The 20,567-nt window shown below is 41.4% G+C and carries 17 protein-coding genes, 1 tRNA gene and 1 pseudogene; 5 read left to right on the top strand and 14 right to left on the bottom strand.

Annotated elements, in window-relative coordinates; genetic code table 11:
- Window positions 1-6: 6 nt before the first annotated feature.
- Entirely contained in the window at window positions 7-1,476 is a 1,470-nt protein-coding gene (gene zipA / locus KUL10_RS02740) for a cell division protein ZipA (protein WP_110427354.1), read from the bottom strand.
- 20 nt (window positions 1,477-1,496) lie between these two features.
- Window positions 1,497-4,970, bottom strand: a complete 3,474-nt coding sequence (gene smc / locus KUL10_RS02745; protein WP_110427598.1) for a chromosome segregation protein SMC — start codon at window positions 4,968-4,970, stop codon at window positions 1,497-1,499.
- A gap of 132 nt (window positions 4,971-5,102) precedes the next feature.
- Here smc and cysZ point away from each other — a divergent pair, with 132 nt between their 5' ends.
- Window positions 5,103-5,855, top strand: coding sequence for a sulfate transporter CysZ (gene cysZ / locus KUL10_RS02750; protein ID WP_255417682.1), 753 nt, complete (start codon window positions 5,103-5,105; stop codon window positions 5,853-5,855).
- On the opposite strand, the gene KUL10_RS02755 is transcribed toward cysZ, so the two are convergent.
- The 5 genes and pseudogenes from KUL10_RS02755 to nhaR form a co-directional block, all read right to left on the bottom strand.
- Window positions 5,852-7,444 carry a sel1 repeat family protein gene (locus KUL10_RS02755; protein ID WP_110427356.1) on the bottom strand — a complete coding sequence of 531 codons (1,593 nt, stop codon included), beginning with the start codon at window positions 7,442-7,444 and terminating at the stop codon, window positions 5,852-5,854. The two genes, cysZ and KUL10_RS02755, sit on opposite strands and share 4 nt — an antisense overlap.
- Window positions 7,445-7,459: 15 nt before the next feature.
- Window positions 7,460-8,272: a lipoprotein NlpI gene (gene nlpI / locus KUL10_RS02760; protein WP_373415170.1), complete on the bottom strand. Its 813-nt coding sequence runs from the start codon at window positions 8,270-8,272 to the stop codon at window positions 7,460-7,462.
- Between the two features lie 135 nt (window positions 8,273-8,407).
- Window positions 8,408-8,722, bottom strand: a complete 315-nt coding sequence (locus tag KUL10_RS02765; RefSeq protein ID WP_110427358.1) for a DUF1244 domain-containing protein — start codon at window positions 8,720-8,722, stop codon at window positions 8,408-8,410.
- A gap of 194 nt (window positions 8,723-8,916) precedes the next feature.
- Window positions 8,917-11,027 (bottom strand): annotated as a pseudogene (pnp, locus tag KUL10_RS02770) (polyribonucleotide nucleotidyltransferase).
- Between the two features lie 279 nt (window positions 11,028-11,306).
- Window positions 11,307-12,209: a transcriptional activator NhaR gene (gene nhaR / locus KUL10_RS02775; RefSeq protein ID WP_110427359.1), complete on the bottom strand. Its 903-nt coding sequence runs from the start codon at window positions 12,207-12,209 to the stop codon at window positions 11,307-11,309.
- Between the two features lie 131 nt (window positions 12,210-12,340).
- On the opposite strand from nhaR, the gene KUL10_RS02780 reads away from it, so the two are divergent.
- Window positions 12,341-12,682, top strand: coding sequence for an HPF/RaiA family ribosome-associated protein (locus KUL10_RS02780; RefSeq protein ID WP_110427360.1), 342 nt, complete (start codon window positions 12,341-12,343; stop codon window positions 12,680-12,682).
- A 40-nt stretch (window positions 12,683-12,722) separates the two neighbouring features.
- Here the strand turns inward: KUL10_RS02780 and KUL10_RS02785 are convergent, their stop codons facing one another.
- Complete coding sequence (locus tag KUL10_RS02785) at window positions 12,723-13,196, bottom strand: MarR family winged helix-turn-helix transcriptional regulator (RefSeq protein ID WP_110427361.1); 474 nt, start codon at window positions 13,194-13,196, stop codon at window positions 12,723-12,725.
- Window positions 13,197-13,342: 146 nt separating this feature from the next.
- On the opposite strand from KUL10_RS02785, the gene KUL10_RS02790 reads away from it, so the two are divergent.
- Window positions 13,343-13,510 carry a DUF3012 domain-containing protein gene (locus KUL10_RS02790; RefSeq protein ID WP_233499674.1) on the top strand — a complete coding sequence of 56 codons (168 nt, stop codon included), beginning with the start codon at window positions 13,343-13,345 and terminating at the stop codon, window positions 13,508-13,510.
- A 51-nt stretch (window positions 13,511-13,561) separates the two neighbouring features.
- Here KUL10_RS02790 and KUL10_RS02795 read toward each other — a convergent pair.
- The 6 genes from KUL10_RS02795 to ftsH all read right to left on the bottom strand — a co-directional run bounded on the left by KUL10_RS02795 (window position 13,562) and on the right by ftsH (window position 19,187).
- A tRNA-Leu gene (locus KUL10_RS02795) sits at window positions 13,562-13,647 on the bottom strand.
- Between the two features lie 19 nt (window positions 13,648-13,666).
- A complete protein-coding gene (gene secG / locus KUL10_RS02800) occupies window positions 13,667-14,029 on the bottom strand; it encodes a preprotein translocase subunit SecG (protein ID WP_110427362.1) in 363 nt (120 codons plus the stop codon).
- 10 nt (window positions 14,030-14,039) lie between these two features.
- Window positions 14,040-14,777, bottom strand: coding sequence for a triose-phosphate isomerase (tpiA, locus tag KUL10_RS02805; RefSeq protein ID WP_110427363.1), 738 nt, complete (start codon window positions 14,775-14,777; stop codon window positions 14,040-14,042).
- A gap of 101 nt (window positions 14,778-14,878) precedes the next feature.
- Window positions 14,879-16,219, bottom strand: a complete 1,341-nt coding sequence (glmM, locus tag KUL10_RS02810; RefSeq protein ID WP_110427364.1) for a phosphoglucosamine mutase — start codon at window positions 16,217-16,219, stop codon at window positions 14,879-14,881.
- A gap of 22 nt (window positions 16,220-16,241) precedes the next feature.
- Window positions 16,242-17,078 carry a dihydropteroate synthase gene (gene folP / locus KUL10_RS02815; RefSeq protein ID WP_110427600.1) on the bottom strand — a complete coding sequence of 279 codons (837 nt, stop codon included), beginning with the start codon at window positions 17,076-17,078 and terminating at the stop codon, window positions 16,242-16,244.
- 162 nt (window positions 17,079-17,240) lie between these two features.
- A complete protein-coding gene (ftsH, locus tag KUL10_RS02820; RefSeq protein WP_110427365.1) occupies window positions 17,241-19,187 on the bottom strand; it encodes an ATP-dependent zinc metalloprotease FtsH in 1,947 nt (648 codons plus the stop codon).
- A 300-nt stretch (window positions 19,188-19,487) separates the two neighbouring features.
- On the opposite strand from ftsH, the gene yhbY reads away from it, so the two are divergent.
- Together yhbY and KUL10_RS02830 are read left to right on the top strand one after the other, a co-directional pair.
- Window positions 19,488-19,784 (top strand): ribosome assembly RNA-binding protein YhbY, encoded by a 297-nt coding sequence (gene yhbY, locus KUL10_RS02825; protein WP_110427366.1) that lies wholly within the window; start codon window positions 19,488-19,490, stop codon window positions 19,782-19,784.
- 8 nt (window positions 19,785-19,792) lie between these two features.
- A complete protein-coding gene (locus tag KUL10_RS02830; protein WP_110427367.1) occupies window positions 19,793-20,566 on the top strand; it encodes an SDR family NAD(P)-dependent oxidoreductase in 774 nt (257 codons plus the stop codon).
- Window position 20,567 lies beyond the last annotated feature (1 nt).

Below are 20,567 nucleotides of genomic sequence, written 5' to 3' on the forward strand. Positions count from 1 at the left end.
TTGATATCATCCACCTTGAGATTGCTTCTCAAACTCACGAATTTTTTCCGAATATTTTTGCAAGGCTTGTTTGCTTAAAGGTTGACGAGAACCATCTAGAATTTCGCAAGAAAACTCTTCAGCTAGTTTGCGCGTTGCGTTGTGCATCATATTGAAGACTTGTTGTGGATCACCTTCAATCGGCAACATCATAAACAAAGCCAAACCGCGAGTAGTGAATGTTTCAATAGCATCGATATCGAAATGCCCGGGCTTAAACATATTAGCGATTGAGAACAGTACTTGGCCTTTGCCGTTGGTATTAACATGACGGTGAAAGATATCTTGCTCGCCAAATTTAAAGCCTAAAGTAAGTAACATCGGAAGCAGTGCACTTCCTTGAATAGGCAAGTCGTCGGGCGCTCTAACATGCAACACTAACACTTCTTGCTGTGCCGGCTTGGTTTTTGGCTTGTCATTCGCTGCATTACTAGCCGTCTGCTTGTTAGCGCCATCAAAATCGATTTTCATCTGCTCTTCGGTACTATCAATTTCAGCTTTGAGCTTAGGCTCTTTTCTTATTTTATCAGCGACGCTCTTACGTCTTCTTGATACTAGTCTTCTGGCTTGTGCGGCCAAACCTTTTGGCTCAGGCTCTGGTTCGGGCACTGGTTCAGGAGCTTGCGTTTTTGTAGTTGCTGCCACTTTTATTGGTGTTGGTTCAGTCTTTAATTTCTCATTTACGCTTGTTTCTACTTGCGATTCAAGTTGTGCATCAGTAACTGGCTTATCAACCTGATTTAATGCCTGCTCTTCGCCTTGTTTCAGCAAATATGCAGGTGGCTCTGGCACATCAGTACTTGATGACTCGGCTTGGTTACTTTGCTGCATAAAACCGGGTTTAGGTTGCGTAACCACATTTCCATATAAGGGTTTTGTTTCTTCAGCACTTGTCGTCGCAGAGGTGTTAGTGAAAGTCATATTTGAGCTTTCGAGGCTTAAATCCTCTAACACGTCCTTTTTATCTGCTTGTTCATCAAGTTTGATATCTGAAGGCGCGACTTGTCCATCAATAAAATGAGGACCGAAGCTTAAAATTTTGTCTTCGTGTTGGTTAGCATGCTGAATCGCTTCAGCTCTCTCATTGTCTTCTTGAGTTTGCGTATTGTCTGTTTCAGCGTGAATTGCAGTCGCATCATTTTTACTGGTAAATGAAGGAATATCTAACTTAATAGGTGCTGCAGGCTCTTCATTTTTGAGCACGCGAACTTGGCCAACTCCGTCTTGGTCAAAGGCTGAATTGCTTGATAGGGAATCATTTGATGCAACATCAGTGTTTTGCTCAAAGCCACCAATGGCACTTTGAAACTCAGATTTAGGTTCAACACGACGTTGTTTGATCTTTGAATTTTTTCGAATCGTCCAAAGACCGTGGAGTAAAATCCCCACTATAGCTAAGACACCGAACACCAAAAAGGCAAGGCGTAAATCATCCATTTATTACTACTCGTTTGTTTTTATTCAGCAATGGCAAGCGCCTCTTCAACATCTACTGCTACCATGCGTGAAACGCCTGGTTCAGCCATGGTAACACCTGTTAAATGAGTCGCCATTTCCATCGCAACTTTGTTATGTGTAATGTATATAAATTGAACCGTTTTTGACATTTCTGACACTAATTTACAAAAACGTCCCACGTTGGCGTCGTCCAGTGGCGCATCGACTTCATCAAGTAAGCAAAATGGCGCTGGATTCAACCTAAATATCGCAAACACTAATGATAAAGCGGTTAGCGCCTTTTCTCCACCAGAAAGTAAGTGAATCGTGCTATTTTTCTTTCCTGGAGGTCTTGCCATGATGGTTACCCCAGTATCTAGAAGATCGTCATCAGTTAGATCTAAGTAGGCACTTCCGCCGCCGAACACTTTTGGAAACAGCATTTTTAAGTCATTGTTCACTTGATCGTAAGTAGCTTTAAAGCGTGAGCGTGTTTCTTTATCAATTTTTCTAATTGCAGATTCCAAGGTATCCAAAGCCTGACACAAATCTTCGTTTTGGGTATCAAGGTGCTGTTTGCGTTCGGATTGCTGTTCAAACTCATCAACCGCGGCAAGGTTAACGGCCCCTAGCCTCGCAATATTGGCCTGCGCTTTATCTAGATCAGCTTGCCACACCTCTTCGTCAATATCATCGGGTAAGTCATCTAAAATAGGCTTGATTGCTTGCTGCATATCGCTTAACTGGGATAAAAACCCTTGCGCTCTTACTCTACAACCTTCGGCAATCAAACGTTCGCTCTCAATTTCGGCTTTGATTTTGTCAGCTTTTTGATTGATACCCGCTTGGCCTTTTTCAACTAATAATAATGACTCTTGAATTTCTGCTAAACGATTGTTGAGCTCATCTTGCTTTGCTTTGCCTATTTGTTTTTGTTCAAGTAGCGCTTGTAATCGCTCGGCTTGGTCTTCAATGGGCATTTCTAACTCTTCTGCTTCTTCGCGCAACAGTAAAAGCTTTTCATTAGTTTCTTCTAGTTGATTAGAGTACTGAGTTTTCTTTTCATTTAATAACAAATACTGATTTTTAACCTGTTGAGTAGCAAGCTCAACTTGGTGCCGTTGCTGATTAAGCTCGTTGATTCTTTGGCTGTGTTTTTGAACATCGCTCTCTAAGCTTGTTTTAAGTTGTTCATTCCCCTCAACTTGCCCTTCTGCTTCTAACAGTTGAATAGACAATTCTGAGGTTTGTTCGTTTAACTCTTCTAGCTTTTCTTCCTCTAATGCTAAGGTCATGTCAAGGCGTTCAATATCTGCTCTATATTTCTCTTCGTTAGCGGCAAATTCCTTTACTTTTTGTGATGCATTATCAGCTCTTAGTTTATGTTCAAAAAGACTTTGCTTGAGCCCATTTAACTGACTTTCAACTTCATTAACAGCACTCTGTGTCGCAATAAAGTGATCATTTGCCGTTGATACAAGCTCTTCTGCCTCTAATAGCCTGACGTGAACGATTTCAATACTTTCCTTGAGTTGATTAATACGCGCGGCTCTTTGGATATTTCCGTTACCTGCGCTATTACCTGTAAAAAACCTATCATTGAATAGCCACTTCCCTTCCAGTGTAATCACCGATGCATCAGCGGGTAATTCGCGCAATCGAGAGACTGCTGTTAACTCGTTATCGACAATAAACACCCTATTAAATTCATTAGGGACACCAGTATTATCAAGTAACATTGCAAGCGAACCATCCTGTTTTTCAGCACTAAAAGAACCTTCAAACCAAAACGACGACGCGCTTTTGCTTTGCCATATTTCTGAGTTTAATTCGCTTATTGTTTTATTCAGGATAACTTGTGCATTAGGAAAATAAGCTAGCACTTTTTCAAACAAGGCCTCACTGCCTTTTTTTACTTGTAGATATTGCCATAACGGCACGGTATCAATATCTGCTAGCGTATCGCTAGTTTGGTTGTCCGCTTCATTAGTTTGAAGAGATGTTAATCCAGTAATTTCTGCTTTTAGTGACAAGTATTCTTGATTAGTGGTGTCGAGCTGAGATCGCTTTTCATCAAGTGAAGACTTTGCTTGATGCAAGTTTTCAAGCACATCATCCTTTTTAATTTGGCATTCTTCTACTTGAAGCGCCATTTCTTCTTGTTGTTCGTGATAATAACTGAGATCTTCTTTTGCCTGCGCTAATTCGCTCTGCTCCAAACTGCGGCGCAAATCAGCTATTTGTGATTCGGTGCGAGATTGAAGCTCCATCGTTGCTTGAATCTGACTATGACAACGTTGAATAGCCTGCTGAGTGCGCATTACCGTCTGTTCTGCTTCTCGGTTATCTCGATTAAAATCGAATAAAGCCTCGTCAGAAACTTGTTTGTCGATTTGAGCTTGCTCTAGGGCTTCTTCTAATTCTAATTTTTGAGGTTCAAAGATGACAACTTGCTCTTGCACCTCTAATAACTGCTCGTTAAGCGTTTCTAACTCAAGTTGCGCCCCTTGATAGGCTGATTGAAGTTGCGCCATTTCAGTTTGGATTTGAGCCTTGCGCTTTGCTGTAAATAACTGTGATTGCTCAATTTTGGTAATATCCGTACCGATTTTAAACAAGTTTTGTTGGATATCATCAATCCCTTGTTTTAGCGTTGCTTGCTCTTCTCTTAAGATGATCAAACTCGATTCATCTTGAGTTTGTTGAGACAGCACCTCTTCAAGGTTGACTTGTAAGTTACTAATTTTATCGTGACTGTCTGCCTGTTGCTCACTTTGCTTTAACCAACGCACCGCTGCCAATTGCGCTTTTAAACGCCTTTCATCTGCTTTTAATTCGGTGAATCGCTTTGCTGCGCTGGCTTGACGCTGAAGTTTTGATAACTGCTGCCCTAATTCTGCTCTGACATCATCCAAACGTTCGAGATTTTCTTTTGTATGTTTGATTCGGTTTTCTGTCTCTCGGCGTCTTTCTTTATACTTTGAAATACCCGCTGCTTCTTCAATAAATACTCGCAGTTCTTGCGGCTTTGATTCTATCAATTTAGAAATCATGCCTTGTTCGATAATCGCATAACTTCTAGGGCCAAGGCCGGTACCCAAAAATAGATCGGTCACGTCTCTGCGTCTGCATTTAGCGCCATTTAGCATATAACTTGAGGTTGCATCTTTTGTGACGATGCGTTTGACAGATAATTCAGCGTAATTGGCATATTCGCCGCCGATGCGCCCTGAAGCATTATCAAAAACCAACTCAACAGAACATTGCGACACAGCTTTGCGCGCACTCGAACCGTTAAAAATAACGTCGGTCATAGAATCGCCGCGTAAATTCTTAGCCGAGCTTTCACCAAGTACCCATCGAACGGCATCGATGACATTTGATTTACCACAGCCATTAGGACCAACAACTGCGGTCATGTCTCCAGGAAAAGGTATGCTTGTGGCATCAACAAATGACTTGAAGCCAGCGAGTTTTATTTTTTTTAGTCGCATATGCGTACTATAAGTCACACTCAAACATGTCACAATAAAAAAGCTTTGTAACAATTGAATCGTTGTGTTCATAGAACACCAGTTTATACTTCTTACTTAGAATAAATAAAGCAGCAATAAAGGAAGAGTATTATCAATAGACAAGTCACTCCCCGTTCAGGAATGAGCTATTTTTTTGCAGGATTTGATCTAATCAAAACAAAGGGGTTAAAGCGTTTTGTTTTTGTGCCCCTGACAATTAATGTGTTGTTATTTTCGATTGCATTCTATTTTGTCATTGGTCAAATTCAGGTGGGTGTTGATTACATCTTGAGTTTTGTGCCCGACTTTTTGGGTTGGTTAAAAGATGCGCTTATTTACATTTTGTGGCCCATTGCGGTATTGACTGTTTTGCTTGGCTTTGCCTTAATTTTTGGTTCATTAGCTAACTGGATTGCAGCCCCCTTCAACGGGCTACTGAGCGAAAAGGTAGAGAGGCATTTGCGCCAACAAGACATGGGTGATGAAGGCCTGTTAAGCGCCGTTAAAGATATTCCAAGAACGCTGAGTCGTGAGCTTGAAAAAATGCTTTATTTCATTCCTCGTGCAATTGGCTTTCTACTGTTGTTCTTCATCCTTCCGATAATTGGTCAAATCATTTGGTTTTTATTCAGTGCATGGATGATGGCAATCCAATACTGTGATTACCCATACGATAATCATAAAGTGCCATTTAAAACAATGCGACGCGATTTGAACTACTACAAGTCAAAGAGTTTTAGTTTTGGCATTACGGTTAACTTATTTTCATTAGTCCCCATATTAAACTTTTTAGTCATGCCGGTCGCGATCTGTGGTGCAACTGCGATGTGGGTCGATGAACTTAGTGAGCGTAAACTAGACTAGCGCTTAGCTAACATTGCAGCCAGTTGGCTTTGTACGTTTTCCCAGTACAAAGCCATCTCAGCATTCTCATTTTCATAAGCCGAAATTGCTAAATTAGTCAGAATCGGTTTGTTATTTCGTTGCTTCTCTATCACTTCTTGCCACAATTCAACATATATACGAGGAATGTACTCAACATCGTGAAACTCCATAAAAGTCATAGCTTTTGAAGGTTTGAACGCACGCATTTTTGCTTTTATGCAGGTGCTACTTTGAGAGAAACCAATGCGCTCATCGCTAGGATCGAGCATCTTGAGCTCTGATAGTTTTTCTTGCCAGTTTTTTGCTTGTAACATTGGCGAATAGCTGATTTCGCCTAACAAAATAAGGTTAGGTGCCTTTGCACGTTCGCAATGGTAGTGCGCTAGATGTTTAGGGAGCGCGTATTCGTCGACGAAACCTGCAAAATGAGCCAACTCATGAACAAAAACTGAGTATTGATCGGCCATATCAATATACATGATGCCGTTATTGACGTTAGCTTTTCCTTCTTGTTCAAAGATAATCAAGTTGCTAAACATAGGAACTCGCTTGGCACTAGATAAGTAAGTTAGATCGCACACCAATCGATCATTATCTTTTGTGCCGCTTTCGCAGACAAAACTATCAGAACTAAGCCATACCGGTTTGTTAAAGCAAATATTTAACCCTTTTAAACGTTCATCCTGTTTGAATTTATTAATGAATAAATTGGCTTGAACTAATGACTCTAGAGATGTTGCAACAACTTCAATGGTTTGATCGCATTTTGCGTATTGATCTCTTGTGCGTGAAATTAATGACGTTAAAGGCAATTCATTAAAAGAGTTTTGACCATTGCCTGGTTCAATGAAGGCAGATTGATGCCACTCAACAAATTCCATCTGGGTGAACGTATTTAAGGCAGTCAAGTACTCCTTGGCCTTGGTGTAACCAAGTAGCGCTGACTGCTCAAACAAACTCAATGCTTGTTCAGGCTCATGTTGCTGCCAGTGTAACTTGGCGAGTTTAAACGCGCTCAAGCCATCGATACTAGCTGATTGACTAAGCCACTTTTGTGCAAGGGCTAAATCACCTGATTCATAATATAACTTGCCTAATGCGATGACTGCAGGAAGGTAGCCCTGTTTTGCAGATTCGTTAAACAATCGTGTTTTGGTCTGGCTGGGCGAGTTTAATGCGATTTCAAACTGGCTTTGTGCATGACCAAGATTAGCAGCTTTGTTTAGTAATACTAAACGATCTCGTTGATTTGAAATCTGTAATGCCTTGGCAAATAATGCATCGGCACTACCTAATGTACCGCTCACTTCAAGCCAGTAATTAAGATCGTACTTTATGGCTATTTCACTCAAAGAAGTGACGAGAAAACTGCGTTCATTTGGCTGAGTAGTGGCCTGAAGCGTGAGAAAAACTTGCAGTGGTACTCGATTATTTATACTACTTTTATCAGCTGTGTTTAACGCTGTAGAGATTACGTTAGACGCATACGAATATGAGCGATTTAAATCACTGCTCAGAAATGTCAAAAATACAAAAACGCAGCACCACTTTATAAGCGCACGAATCATAATATCAATGCTTGACTAGTTTATATCTTGTGTTCTTAAACGAGATAATTCGAGACGCGCATAACGATGTTCGACGTATTCGTAGACATTGGTGCTCAATGCAAGTTTGAAATAGTTCGAAGCTTTAACCTTGTTCCCGTTTAAGCTATTAAACTTTCCCAGATAAAAGTACGCTTCACAAAGACGATCATTTAGTTGCTTTTGACTTTTAACGTCTTCTAGCAAGCGTGCAATCACATCTGCTTCCGTAGCTTTACCAAGGTAAAATTCGACAATCTTTGTTGCCCATTGTTCATTATTTAGTTCCTTAAGAGCTTGAACTAATTGATCTTGAGCTACTTCTTTTGAAACCTTCATATTAACTATGTAAGCCCATAAAACACGATAAGGGTCGTTTCTATCGATTTGGTAAAATGCATCGATGTCACTAACTGCTAGTTCAGGTCGTCCGCCATAGTAAAGGGCAATACCACGATTAAGTATCGCAAAATCATATTCAGGGTTAATATCTAAAGTAGAGTCGAAAGCTTCATAGGCCTGATTAAAATCCATTTGTTGAATGTGGTGAATTCCAATTGAGTTATAAGCCTCAGCCATATCAGGTTTAAGTTCTAGCGCTTGTGAGTAATCATAACGAGCCAATCCCGCCAAGCCAACGCTGTCATAGAGCATGCCACGCTGAAATAGGAGCTCAGCTCGCTCTTCATTTTTTAACGGAGCTTGATTCAATATATGGTTGTAACGCGCGATAGCCATTTGTGAGCGAGCGTTAATGGGTTCTGGCTCAGCTAAGAGTAAACTTCCCATACCTAAGGGTTGAGAGTTCATCGAAGCACAACCACCAAGCACGGTGATTGCAGCTAATAAACATATACTTAACAAGGCATTTTTTTTCAAACTATTGTCCTTAAAATAGGATTACCAACTCAGTTTACTCTCAATGCAAACAAAAGACCAAAACTACTAATTATTTTTCTTTGCGGCTTGTTTTGCATTAAAAGCCGCCATTTGTTCTTCAGTTGCTGGCAATTGGAAATCTGCCTTCCATTGACTATATGGCATTTTGTACACAAATTCTCTAGCTTGCTCATCATTAATATCTAAATCACGCGCTTTAGCTTCCGCTAAATACCATTTTGATAAGCAGTTACGGCAAAAGTCAGCCAGTAACATAAGTTCTATATTTTGAACTTCTTTATGTGCATCGAGATGATTGATTAATTTGCGAAAAACAGCCGCTTGGGCCTCTACTTCTTGGTTTGAGAATGTGTCGTTCATTGTTGTCCTAATATAATGATGATTATTGTCACTTATAATTTATTTAATAGGTGTAAGGTCGTTAAACGAAATTACAAGGATGTTCAAAAAAATATGCCCAAAATATCTAATTCAAATTAAAAAAGGAGCCGAAGCTCCTTTTTCTATTTTATGAGATGAATCAACACCATAAGTTAGGCAATAACCTGCATTACCTACTCAGCGTTACCTTCTTCGGCAGCTGGCTTTTCAATTAATTCTTTCATGCTAAGACGAACACGGTTCTGACGATCAATTTCCATTACCTTTACGTCAACCATTTGGCCTTCGCTAAGATAATCAGTGACCTTATTAACACGCTCATGTGCGATTTGAGAAATGTGCACCAAGCCTTCTTTGCCAGGTAATACTTCAACAAAAGCACCGAAATCAACAATACGCATTACTTTACCGTTGTATACGGTACCGACTTCAATTTCAGCAGTCACTTGCTTAATCTTATCAATCGCAATATCAGCTTTAGCTTTTTCAGTAGCGAATATTTTGATAGTACCGTCGTCTTCGATTTCGATATTAGTGTCTGAAGCTTCAGTAATAGAACGGATCATCGCCCCGCCTTTACCGATAACGTCACGAATCTTATCTTGGTCAACTTTCAATGTATAAATACGCGGAGCATATTCAGACATCTCTTCACGGTGTCCACCAATCGCTTGGTCCATTACGCCTAGAATGTGTAAACGCGCTTCTTTTGCTTGCTTAAGCGCAATTTGCATGATTTCTTGCGTGATACCTTCGATCTTGATATCCATTTGTAAAGCAGTGATACCGTTAGTTGTACCTGCTACTTTAAAGTCCATGTCACCAAGGTGGTCTTCGTCGCCTAAGATATCAGACAAGACAACAAAGTTTTCATCACTCTTAACAAGACCCATCGCAATACCCGCAACAGATGCTTTAATTGGCACACCTGCATCCATCAATGCTAATGAAGTACCACATACTGACGCCATTGAAGATGAACCGTTTGATTCTGTGATTTCAGAAACAACACGCACGACGTACGGGAATTCTTCAGCAGAAGGCATAACTGCTTGGATACCACGCTTAGCAAGTTTACCATGGCCGATTTCGCGACGTTTTGGTGAACCAATCATACCCGTTTCACCAACGCAGTATGGAGGGAAGTTATAGTGAAGCATGAAGCGGCTGTTACTCGTGCCACCAAGCTCGTCAATCATCTGAGCATCACGCTCCGTACCAAGGGTCGCAGCAACAATCGCTTGCGTCTCACCACGTGTAAACAATGCAGAACCATGGGTTCTTGGTAATATACCCGTGCCTACGTGAAGTGCACGTATTGTTTCTGGATCGCGACCATCAATGCGTTTTTCACCCGCAAGAATACGAGAACGTACCGCTTCGCTTTCTAGGTCATGAAGGAAACCGTGAGCTTCTTCAGCATCCACTTCTGGATCGCTTTCTAGCAAAGCAGCCATCGCTTTTTCGTTAACGGCATTTACTGCGTCTTTTCTTTCCATCTTATCAGCGATTTGATACGCAGCTAACATGTCTTCAAGTGCAAGAGCAGAAATTTTGCTTTTAATTCAGTATTTTGAGCTGGAGGAGTCCAATCCCAAGCTTCGGTACCAACTTCAGCCGCAAATTCTGCAACTGCGTTAACAACGACTTGTGATTGTTCGTGTCCAAACACAACTGCGCCAAGCATCACTTCTTCTGAAAGGATATTAGCTTCAGATTCAACCATCAATACTGCGCTTTGTGTGCCTGCAACAACAAGATCTAACTCGCTTGTTTCTTGCTCAGAAGTGCGTGTATTTAAAATGTATTCGTTGTCTTTATATCCAACGCGTGCAGCACCAATGGGTCCGTTAAACGGAATACCAGAAATTGATAAAGCAGCTGATGTACCGATCATCGAGATAACATCAGTAGGAATTTCTGGGTTAGCAGATACTACAGTGATTACGACTTGGATTTCGTTTTTGAAACCGTCTGGGAACAATGGACGGATTGGTCTGTCGATCAAACGAGCAATTAGTGTCTCGCCTTCACTCGGGCGCCCTTCTCGTTTGAAAAAGCTACCTGGAATTTTACCAGCAGCGTATGCTTTTTCTTGGTAGTTAACAGTCAACGGGAAGAAACTTTGATCTGGCTTAGCTTCTTTCTTACCTACAACCGTGACTAAAACAGTTGTATCGTCCATGCTTGCCATAACAGCAGCAGTGGCTTGTCTGGCAATTACACCAGTCTCTAGGGTGACAGTATGCTGACCATACTGAAATGTTTTTGTAATAGGAGTCACACTCTATCCTTTAATTGTATATATTTTATGCTTTTAAATGCGCGCATAGTATAGCGATGAAATTCAGTTAATACCAATGTAAGCAACACAAATAAATGGTTTATTTTCAACAAATAAGGAGTTTTGAGTATTAAAGCACCAAATCAGATTTGAATTTTAGACTTGTGGCTTGTTCGAGCGTTGGCGTAGGTTGGACTTTACATCACCGCCATCTCATTGCTTAACGCGATGACGGTTTTTTTTCAGCAATATAGCGGTGTTTATACCATCCGACCATCACTATTTGAAAATAACGTCTCTAGCAGAGTTGCATACGGCCGCAACCGCCGGATGAGTTACTTTTCGCTCAGCTGATATCGCATAAAACTTTTGCTTGATGTCGCTCAAACGACCAATGACCTCAACGTTATATGCGTGAGAAACCTCTTTTTCGATTATAGTCGGCATAAAAAACACACCAAAGCCTTGCTCACCGAATGACTTCATCAGCGCACTGTCATCATATTGCCCTCTAATAATAGGAAAAATATTATTGTCATGAGACCATTTATCAAAAAGCTGTCTAATTGCATATTGCTTGGTCGGTAAAAGCATTGGTGCCTGATGAAGACAATCTGGGAAGCCACCCGCCATTTTATCCTTGAGGCTCTTCGCTGCAAAAAATGATATGCCGGACTGACCTAAATAGTGGTTGAACGCTCGTACACTAAACACACTGCTTAATGGTGTATCAGTAAGTACCATGTCGACTTCATGGATGGCTAACTCAGCTAAGATGGCTTCAACCGGCCCCTCTTTGCAAACTAAGTTAACATCTTGTGCGACCAGTAAAGCAGGCTCCAAAATTTTGTAAACAATAGTTTTGGGAAGTGCACTTGCAGCACTTACAATAAATTCCGAAGCGCCAACAACGGGTGCGCCTCTCAGCACATCACTTAGCTCTTTACCAAGCTCAAAAATTTCATCTGCATATCTAAGCACCAACCGTCCAGTCTCAGTTAGTCTAAGGCGGCGCCCCACCCTGTCAAACAAAGGCTGACCAATTCGTTCTTCAAGCATGCTTAGTTGACCACTAATTGTTTGAGGAGTGATAAAGAGCTTTTCAGCAGCTTTCGCTATGCTCCCTTCGCTTGCCACGACCCAAAAGTAGTGTAAGTGCTTATAATTAAGGTTTTCTGACATCTGTGTTTATTTCCTTACAGCTTGTCATTCATATTTTTCGATGATTCTTTATACTTTTAAACGAATATTATTGTTCACTTTTAATTGATAATGTTTTGAATAGGTAAGAATTTTATTGAGGGATCAGTTGAGTGAACGTATACATCACTAAAGCCATACAAGCGTTGTCGCCTCAAAAAAGAGTGGAAATAGAAAATAAATTGAAGCTCGCGTTAAGTAGGTTTGGACAAATGTTTGATAGTGTTAACCTCGCTTTATCTACGACAAAAGATTCATTTAACTCACAGCGTATAAACTGTTCAATTGAAATAGCGTTGCAAACGGGAGAGGTCTTGAAGGCGGATATAAGTGCTAGCAGTGAAGAAGAAGCCCTAGAAAGTGCCGTTCAACGAATAAAGCGCAACTTAGAAAGGCATAGAAAATTAATGTTTAACTGCAACACATACCAGAATCACGGAGTAATAGAGAAATAATACGCGATTGCACTTCTGTTTTTAGCACCATCACTATTTATTATTTATCTACAATACTTCCGACTTCTAAAACGGGTGCAGCATCCATGTTCTCGGCTCCCATCATACTTGCAAGTCTTTGCAGCGTTGCCACCATTTGACTTTGCTCCCATTCAGCTAAGTCCGAGAAGCTCTTCCGAAAATGCTCTTGCAAAGGCAAAGGTGCAGAAGCTAGCGATGTCATACCATGGTCTGTCAAGAAAACTCCGACTCTGCGCTTATCTTCAGTACTGCGAATTCTTTGCACTAAATCCCGTGATTCCATACGATCAAGAATACTGGTGACGGTTGCTGCACTAAGAGTAATGTCTTCAGCTATCTCGCGAACCATAACACCAGGCTGCTTTCCGACCTTTTGTAGAATAAGTAACTGAGGTCCAGTTAGGCCAACTTGTTTATTTAGCTCTCGTGAACGCATATCTATCGATCTGATTATTTTGCGCAGTGCAATTAAAAGTTCTTCGTCTTTTGTCATGTTTTACTTTTACTTCTGATACGGGGATCTTCCCAAACTGATTAATGATAGCCTATTGAAGGTAAACATTAAATAATCATATGAAAGAATGAAGCGCTTGGTATAAGCTAGTCAGGTTAGCAATCTATTAAAATGAGTATAAAACAATGAAACATATGAAAAAAATAGCCTTTATCTTTTTTACCCTAATTGCTATTTCTGCATGCTCTCCGGAAATTGGAAGTGAAGAATGGTGTAAAGATATGGATGAGAAGGCGAAGGGAGATTGGACTGCGAACGAGGCTACTGATTACGCCAAACACTGCGTTTTTTAATCTGTTTATGATAGTTCAGAAAAAAGGACCACATCTAGTGGTCCTTTTAATTGGTGCGGAAAGCGGGACTTGAACCCGCACGAGCATAGCTCACCACCCCCTCAAGATGGCGTGTCTACCAATTCCACCACTTCCGCATAAACTTGTAAAAAAACGCTAGTTAGGTGTATCGCTTGTCGGTGCTTCATTTCCAATCGCTGGAACATCGTTCGATGCAGGGACGCTAGGAACAGAATCATTAGTAGTCGGAACCTGAATATTCTCAAACTCATCTACTTTTTCGACGCGATTTGCAGTCATGCTGCCTAACAACAAGCTTATAACAAAGAAAAAAGTCGCTAAGATCGCTGTTGTTCTTGTCATAAAATTACCAGAGCCTGAGGAGCCAAATACTGTGTTTGAACCTCCAGCGCCAAAAGATGCACCCATATCAGCACCTTTGCCTTGTTGGATAAGTACGAAACCAATCAAAATTAAGGCTACAATTAAATATGCCACTAACAGTACTTCGTATAACATTCTTCCCTCACTAACCTGCTGCGTTGCAGATTGTTGTAAAATCTTCAATTTTAAGACTGGCTCCGCCTATAAGGCCGCCATCTATATCATTTTGGGCAAGTAGCTCTGATGCATTTTTTGCATTCATACTGCCACCGTATAAAATTCTGGTTTTCGATGCTTTTTCAGCATCTAGCTGACTCAGTTCACTTCTTATGAACGCATGAACCTCTTGCGCTTGCTCAGGAGAAGCTGTTACTCCTGTTCCAATTGCCCAAATCGGCTCATATGCGATTACTAGAGTAGGCATTGCTTGTGTTCCACAAGCCTCTAAAACAGCATCTATCTGCCCTTTAAGAAAAGCAAACAAGTCACCCGACTGTCTGGTTTCAAGCGACTCACCTATGCACAATATAGGTGTCATACCTGCGTCTAAACAGGCTTTAGTTTTTAGCGCTACAACATCATTTGTTTCGCCATGTTGCTCTCTTCTTTCTGAGTGCCCTAATACAACATGAGTCACTCCTAGCGACTTTAGCATATCGAAAGACTGCTCACCGGTATATGCGCCTTTATCAAACTGGCTGGCATTTTGAGCACCGATACTAAATTGAGCATTTTCAAACTTTGCTATGAAGCAAGCCGGTGGGCAAATAACTATGTCAACGCCAGAGTCAATTTTTAACTCGTTAACAAAGCTATCAACAAGTTGCAAGTCGCCATTCATTTTCCAATTTCCAGCTACTAAAGGTGTTCTGCTACATTCCATCCTACAAAGCTCCCCTGCCTCGCTATAAGCGGCGGTGATATTAACCAACCGACAAGTAATATACAAGCGCTTAAGCGCTCAAACTGAGATAAGTTAGTGTTTTATGCTTGATTTTTAACCGCATCCGCGATTTTTTCAGCCCATGACTGACTCATATCCTTATCTATGGCTTCTACCATGACTCTAATCAAGGGTTCGGTTCCACTTTTTCTCAATAAAACTCGCCCAGAATCACCCATTGTTGATTCAGCGAGTTCGACTGTTGACTTAACACTATTGTCATCGAGTGGCGAAAGCTTGGTTGCATTGTATTTTACGTTAATTAACGTTTGAGGATACTTATCAAACCCAGCACTTAATGCGCTCAGGCTCAGTTGTGACCTTAACATTGCTGCGATCACTTGAAGACCAGCAACAATACCATCTCCCGTTGACGAGTAACGAAGATTTAAGACATGACCCGAGTTTTCACCACCAATGTGCCACTTATTTTGTAATAACAATTCCATTACATATCGGTCACCCACATCGGAGCGTAAAAAAGGGATACTCAACTGTTCGAGTGCTTTTTGCATCCCTAGATTACTCATCTTTGTGCCTACAACACCACCTTGAAGTTCACCTGCCTTTAGCGCGTCTCTAGCGATAATAAAAATAATTTGATCACCGTCGATCACTTTACCGCGCTCGTCAACCATCATAATTCGATCGCCATCTCCGTCTAAGGCAAAACCAAGATCGGCGTCGTGCTCTTTCACAGCTTGCACGGTTGCTCGCATTGAAGTCGCTCCGACCTGATGGTTAATATTTAAACCATCGGGTTTGGTGCCAATTTCAATCACCTCTGCTCCTAGTTCGCTTAGCACATTAGGTGCAATGTGATACGTCGCACCATGCGCACAATCAACCACAATTTTTAGACCTTTCAGTGAGAGGTCAGATGGAAAGGTACCTTTGCAATATTCAATATAACGCCCTGCAGCATCATTAATTCTCATTGCTTTGCCAAGCTTGTCTGACTCTACACACGTCATTGGCAGTTTCATTTGAGCTTCGATTGCAAGCTCGATACTGTCGTCAAGCTTGTGCCCAGTAGACGAAAAAAACTTTATCCCATTATCATAATATGGATTGTGAGATGCGCTAATTACGATACCCGCTTCAGAACGAAAAGTTTTGGTTAGATAAGCAATAGCGGGAGTTGGCATGGGACCGAGTAGACCGATATTGATGCCAGCTGCTGAGAGCCCAGCTTCTAGAGCAGATTCAAGCATATAGCCAGAAATACGAGTATCTTTTCCAATGAGTACTTTGTTTGTTCCCTGTCCTGCAAGAACTTTACCCGCAGCGTAGCCAAGCCTTGTTACAAATTCAGGATTGATTTCGCTGGCACCCACTCTGCCGCGGATACCATCAGTGCCGAAATATTCTCGGTGAGTCATAAAGCTTCCTTTAGTATAATTTTTAGTCGACTGAAAGTGTTTTAGCGACTATTTTGACCACGTCCATGGTCTCTTCTACGTCGTGTACGCGGATTATACTCGCTCCAGACATCGCGGCAAGGGTTGCGGTTGCGATACTTCCAGTTAATCGTTGATCGATAGGTTTGTTCAATAGATTACCAATCATCGATTTTCGAGAGGTCCCCGAAATAATAGGCATATCAAATTGTGAAAATTCAGCAAGGTGTTTCAAAAGCTGATAGTTGTGCTCAATTGTCTTCCCAAACCCAAAACCGGGGTCTAGAAGTAGTTGTTTGTAGGTGAAACCAGCATTGGTACAACGCTTTATTTTACTCTCAAAAAAATCTGTAACTTCCGACAAAATGTCACTGTAAATAGCCTCATTCTGCATAGTTTGAGGTGTACCTTTCATGTGCATTAGACACGTTGGGACATTATGAGTTTTCGCTAAGTTAGATGCAACTTCAAGTGCGTTTGGCAAACTTAAAGCCCTAACATCATTAATCAATGATGCACCCGCATCAACGGCTGCCTGCATAACTTCAGGCTTACTCGTATCGATTGATATGAGCGTTTCCAGCTTACCGTGTATTGCCTCAATGGCTGGAACAACACGATCTAATTCCTCATTAACTGAGACTGACTTTGCACCTGGGCGTGTTGACTCACCACCAATATCAATAAAGGTTGCACCAGAGGTAATCATTGACTCTGCTTTAAAAAGCACGTCATCTATCTTGGTGTATTGTCCCCCATCCGAGAATGAGTCAGGAGTAACATTTAATATACCCATTACTTTGGGAGTATCGAATACTACTTTTGTGTCTCTAAAGACCATCATACGATTGGGTAGCCTACTAATAATTTACACTCCGCCGTAGAACATATTACGATAATAGCAAATAAATTTTATTGAGCTAGATCAAATGACTTTCATTTACTACAAATAAAAACACCGGCTTGAATGCCGGCGTTTTATATTAATCAAATCGAACCGATATTAATGAGTCGCGTCAGATGTATCCGCATCGGGGTCTGATTTCTTCTCTTCTGATCCGACATTGATAGATGCACCACCAGAAGGATTATCAGAGTCCACCTTGCCATCGCGAACCCAATCTGCAGGAGGACGAACTTCTCGCCTTTCCATTAGATCGTCAATTTGCTTCGCATCAATTGTCTCATACTTCATTAATGCGTCTTTCATAGAGTGCAATATATCTATGTTATCGTTAAGGATTTTTTCTGCGCGCTGGTAATTTCTATCCAAAAACAGTTTTATTTCCTCATCAATTGCTTTAGACGTATCCTCAGACATATGACTCGCTTTGCTCATCGAACGCCCTAAGAAAACTTCCCCTTCTTCTTCTGCATAAAGTTGAGGTCCCATTTTCGGAGACAATCCCCACTGCGTGACCATCTTCTTAGCAATATCTGTTGCGCGCTCTATATCATTAGATGCACCTGTGGTGACCATATCATCGCCGTAGATAATTTGTTCGGCTAGACGACCACCATATAAGCTAGAAATCATACTTTCTAGGTGCTGTTTAGTGTAACTAACCCGGTCCTGTTCCGGTAAATACATCGTTACACCCAAGGCTCGACCGCGAGGAATAATTGAAACTTTATATACGGGGTCATGTTCTGGCACGAGTCGACCGACAATTGCGTGTCCCGCTTCATGATAAGCAGTCATGGTTTTCTCTTCTTCAGACATCACCATTGACTTGCGCTCTGAGCCCATCATTATTTTGTCTTTTGCTTTGTCAAATTCGTCCATACCGACATGGCGTTTATTTGTTCTAGCAGCAAACAACGCGGCTTCATTAACTAAGTTGGCCAAATCAGCGCCAGAAAACCCAGGTGTTCCTCGTGCAATGACTGAAGCTTCAACGTTGTCACCTAATGGTACCTTACGCATGTGCACCTTAAGGATCTGCTCTCTGCCTCTAATATCAGGTAAACCAACCGTTACCTGTCTATCGAAACGTCCTGGACGAAGTAGAGCTGGGTCTAATACATCAGGGCGGTTAGTTGCTGCAATGACAATAATACCTTCGTGCCCTTCAAAACCATCCATTTCAACAAGCATTTGGTTAAGCGTTTGCTCTCGTTCGTCATGACCGCCACCTAAACCTGCACCACGCTGTCTTCCTACCGCATCAATTTCATCTATAAAAATGATGCACGGAGATGACTTTTTAGCTTGGTCAAACATATCTCTTACACGCGATGCGCCTACCCCAACAAACATTTCAACAAAATCAGATCCTGAGATTGTAAAGAATGGCACTTTGGCTTCACCTGCTATCGCCTTTGCAAGAAGCGTTTTACCCGTTCCTGGTGGCCCTACCATTAGCACGCCTTTAGGAATCTTGCCGCCAAGCTTTTGAAACTTGCTGGGATCACGAAGAAAATCGACAAGCTCAGTCACGTCTTCTTTGGCCTCATCACAACCAGCAACGTCAGCAAACGTTGTTTTAATCTGGTCTTCACCCAAAAGACGCGCTTTGCTTTTACCAAATGACATTGCACCCTTTCCGCCGCCACCTTGCATCTGACGCATGAAGAATATCCACACACCAATCAACAACAACATTGGGAACCAAGAAATGAAAATAGAAGCGAGTAAAGATTGCGACTCAGCTGGTTTACCCTCGACTATTGCGACTTTATTACCTTCTAGTAACTCGTCCATAAGCTTCATATCTAAATATGGAATGTAGGTAACAAACGTTTCGCCGTTTCGACGTTCTCCACGAATTTCGTTTTTTGAGTCATCGATAGTTGCCTTTCGGATATCGCCTCTATCGACTTGTTGCAAGAACACCGAGTAAGGCATCGCAGTACGCTGAGTATCGCCTCCGGATATGTTTTGAAAGACCATCATTAATACAATTGCAATGACGAGCCATAATATGAGATTCTTTGCCATGTCGCTCAACGCTACTCACCTCTGTTTAAAATAAAGCGCTTTTATAAAAGGTAGCACATTAACGAGTTAATGTACCTATTATTGCTATTTTACCTCGCCTCAAACCTAAGTTTTTTACTTTTAAGTTCAATACTTGATTGCTACGGCGAATTTGAAAACTTTGTTCAATAAAAATATCAATTTACACGCTCTTTATTGCAAAGCAAAGTTAACTGCCTTGTTTTGAGATTGTGCAAGTTATAGATATATAGAGTAGAATACTCGTTTTCAAGGTGTAAACCACAAACTAATCGTTACAAAACATATCAAATGAATTTATCAAATAAACAAAAGCAATATTTAAAGGGCCTTGCACACTCCCTTAAACCTGTAGTCCAACTTGGCGGAAACGGCTTAACTGAAGGCGTCTTAGCAGAAATTGAGAATGCGTTGAGCTTTCACGAACTCATTAAAGTAAAGGTGCCTACCGATGATCGTGAAGAAAAAGAAATGATCATGGATGCAATTGTAGGTGAAACCAAATCGCTTAAAGTTCAAGCAATTGGTCATATTCTTGTCATCTATCGTACCAGTGACGAAAAGAAAATCACTATTCCAAAGAAGTAAGGATAATTATGACTCAACGCATCACCTCAATCGTTACTGGCGGCGGTTCAGGCCTCGGTTTTGCGACAGCAACCCAATTAGTTCAAGCTGGTTACCATGTAACTTTGTTCGATTTAAATGAAGAGGCCGGACAGAACGCCGTTGATGTTCTTGGTCGAGAAAATGCAAGCTTTACAAAAGTAAATGTAACCAGCGATGCAAGCGTTGAAAGTGCGGTGCAAGCGATAATTGATGACGGTATTGTCATACGTTTAGGCGTAAACTGCGCAGGCGTTGCGCCCGCTAAACGAATACTCGATAGAGACGGAAACGCCGCGCCGTTAGACAGTTTTAAGCAAGTTATCGACATTAATCTAGTGGGTACATTTAATGTCTGCCGTATACTCGCGCAAGCGATGACAAAGAACGAACCTTTTGGTGAAGCAAAAGAGAGAGGCTTACTAATAAATACGGCTTCAGTAGCAGGTTATGAAGGCCAAATTGGCCAAACTGCGTACGCGGCAAGTAAAGGTGGCATCATAGGGCTGTGTTTACCAATGGCTCGAGACTTAGCGCCTTTAGGGATTCGCGTAAATACAATTGCGCCTGGTGTAATGGGCACACCAATGCTTCTAGCGATGCCTGACAAGGTGCAAGATGCCCTTGTTCACAACGTTCAGTTTCCGAAACGTTTGGGTCTACCAGAAGAGTTTGGAAAACTAGTCCTTCACATGCTTGACAATGCTTATCTAAATGGAGAAACAATTCGATTAGACGGCGCATTACGGATGCCGCCTAAGTAAA

This window comes from Glaciecola sp. KUL10 (genome assembly GCF_003203515.1).
In the GTDB taxonomy this organism is placed as follows: domain Bacteria; phylum Pseudomonadota; class Gammaproteobacteria; order Enterobacterales; family Alteromonadaceae; genus Glaciecola.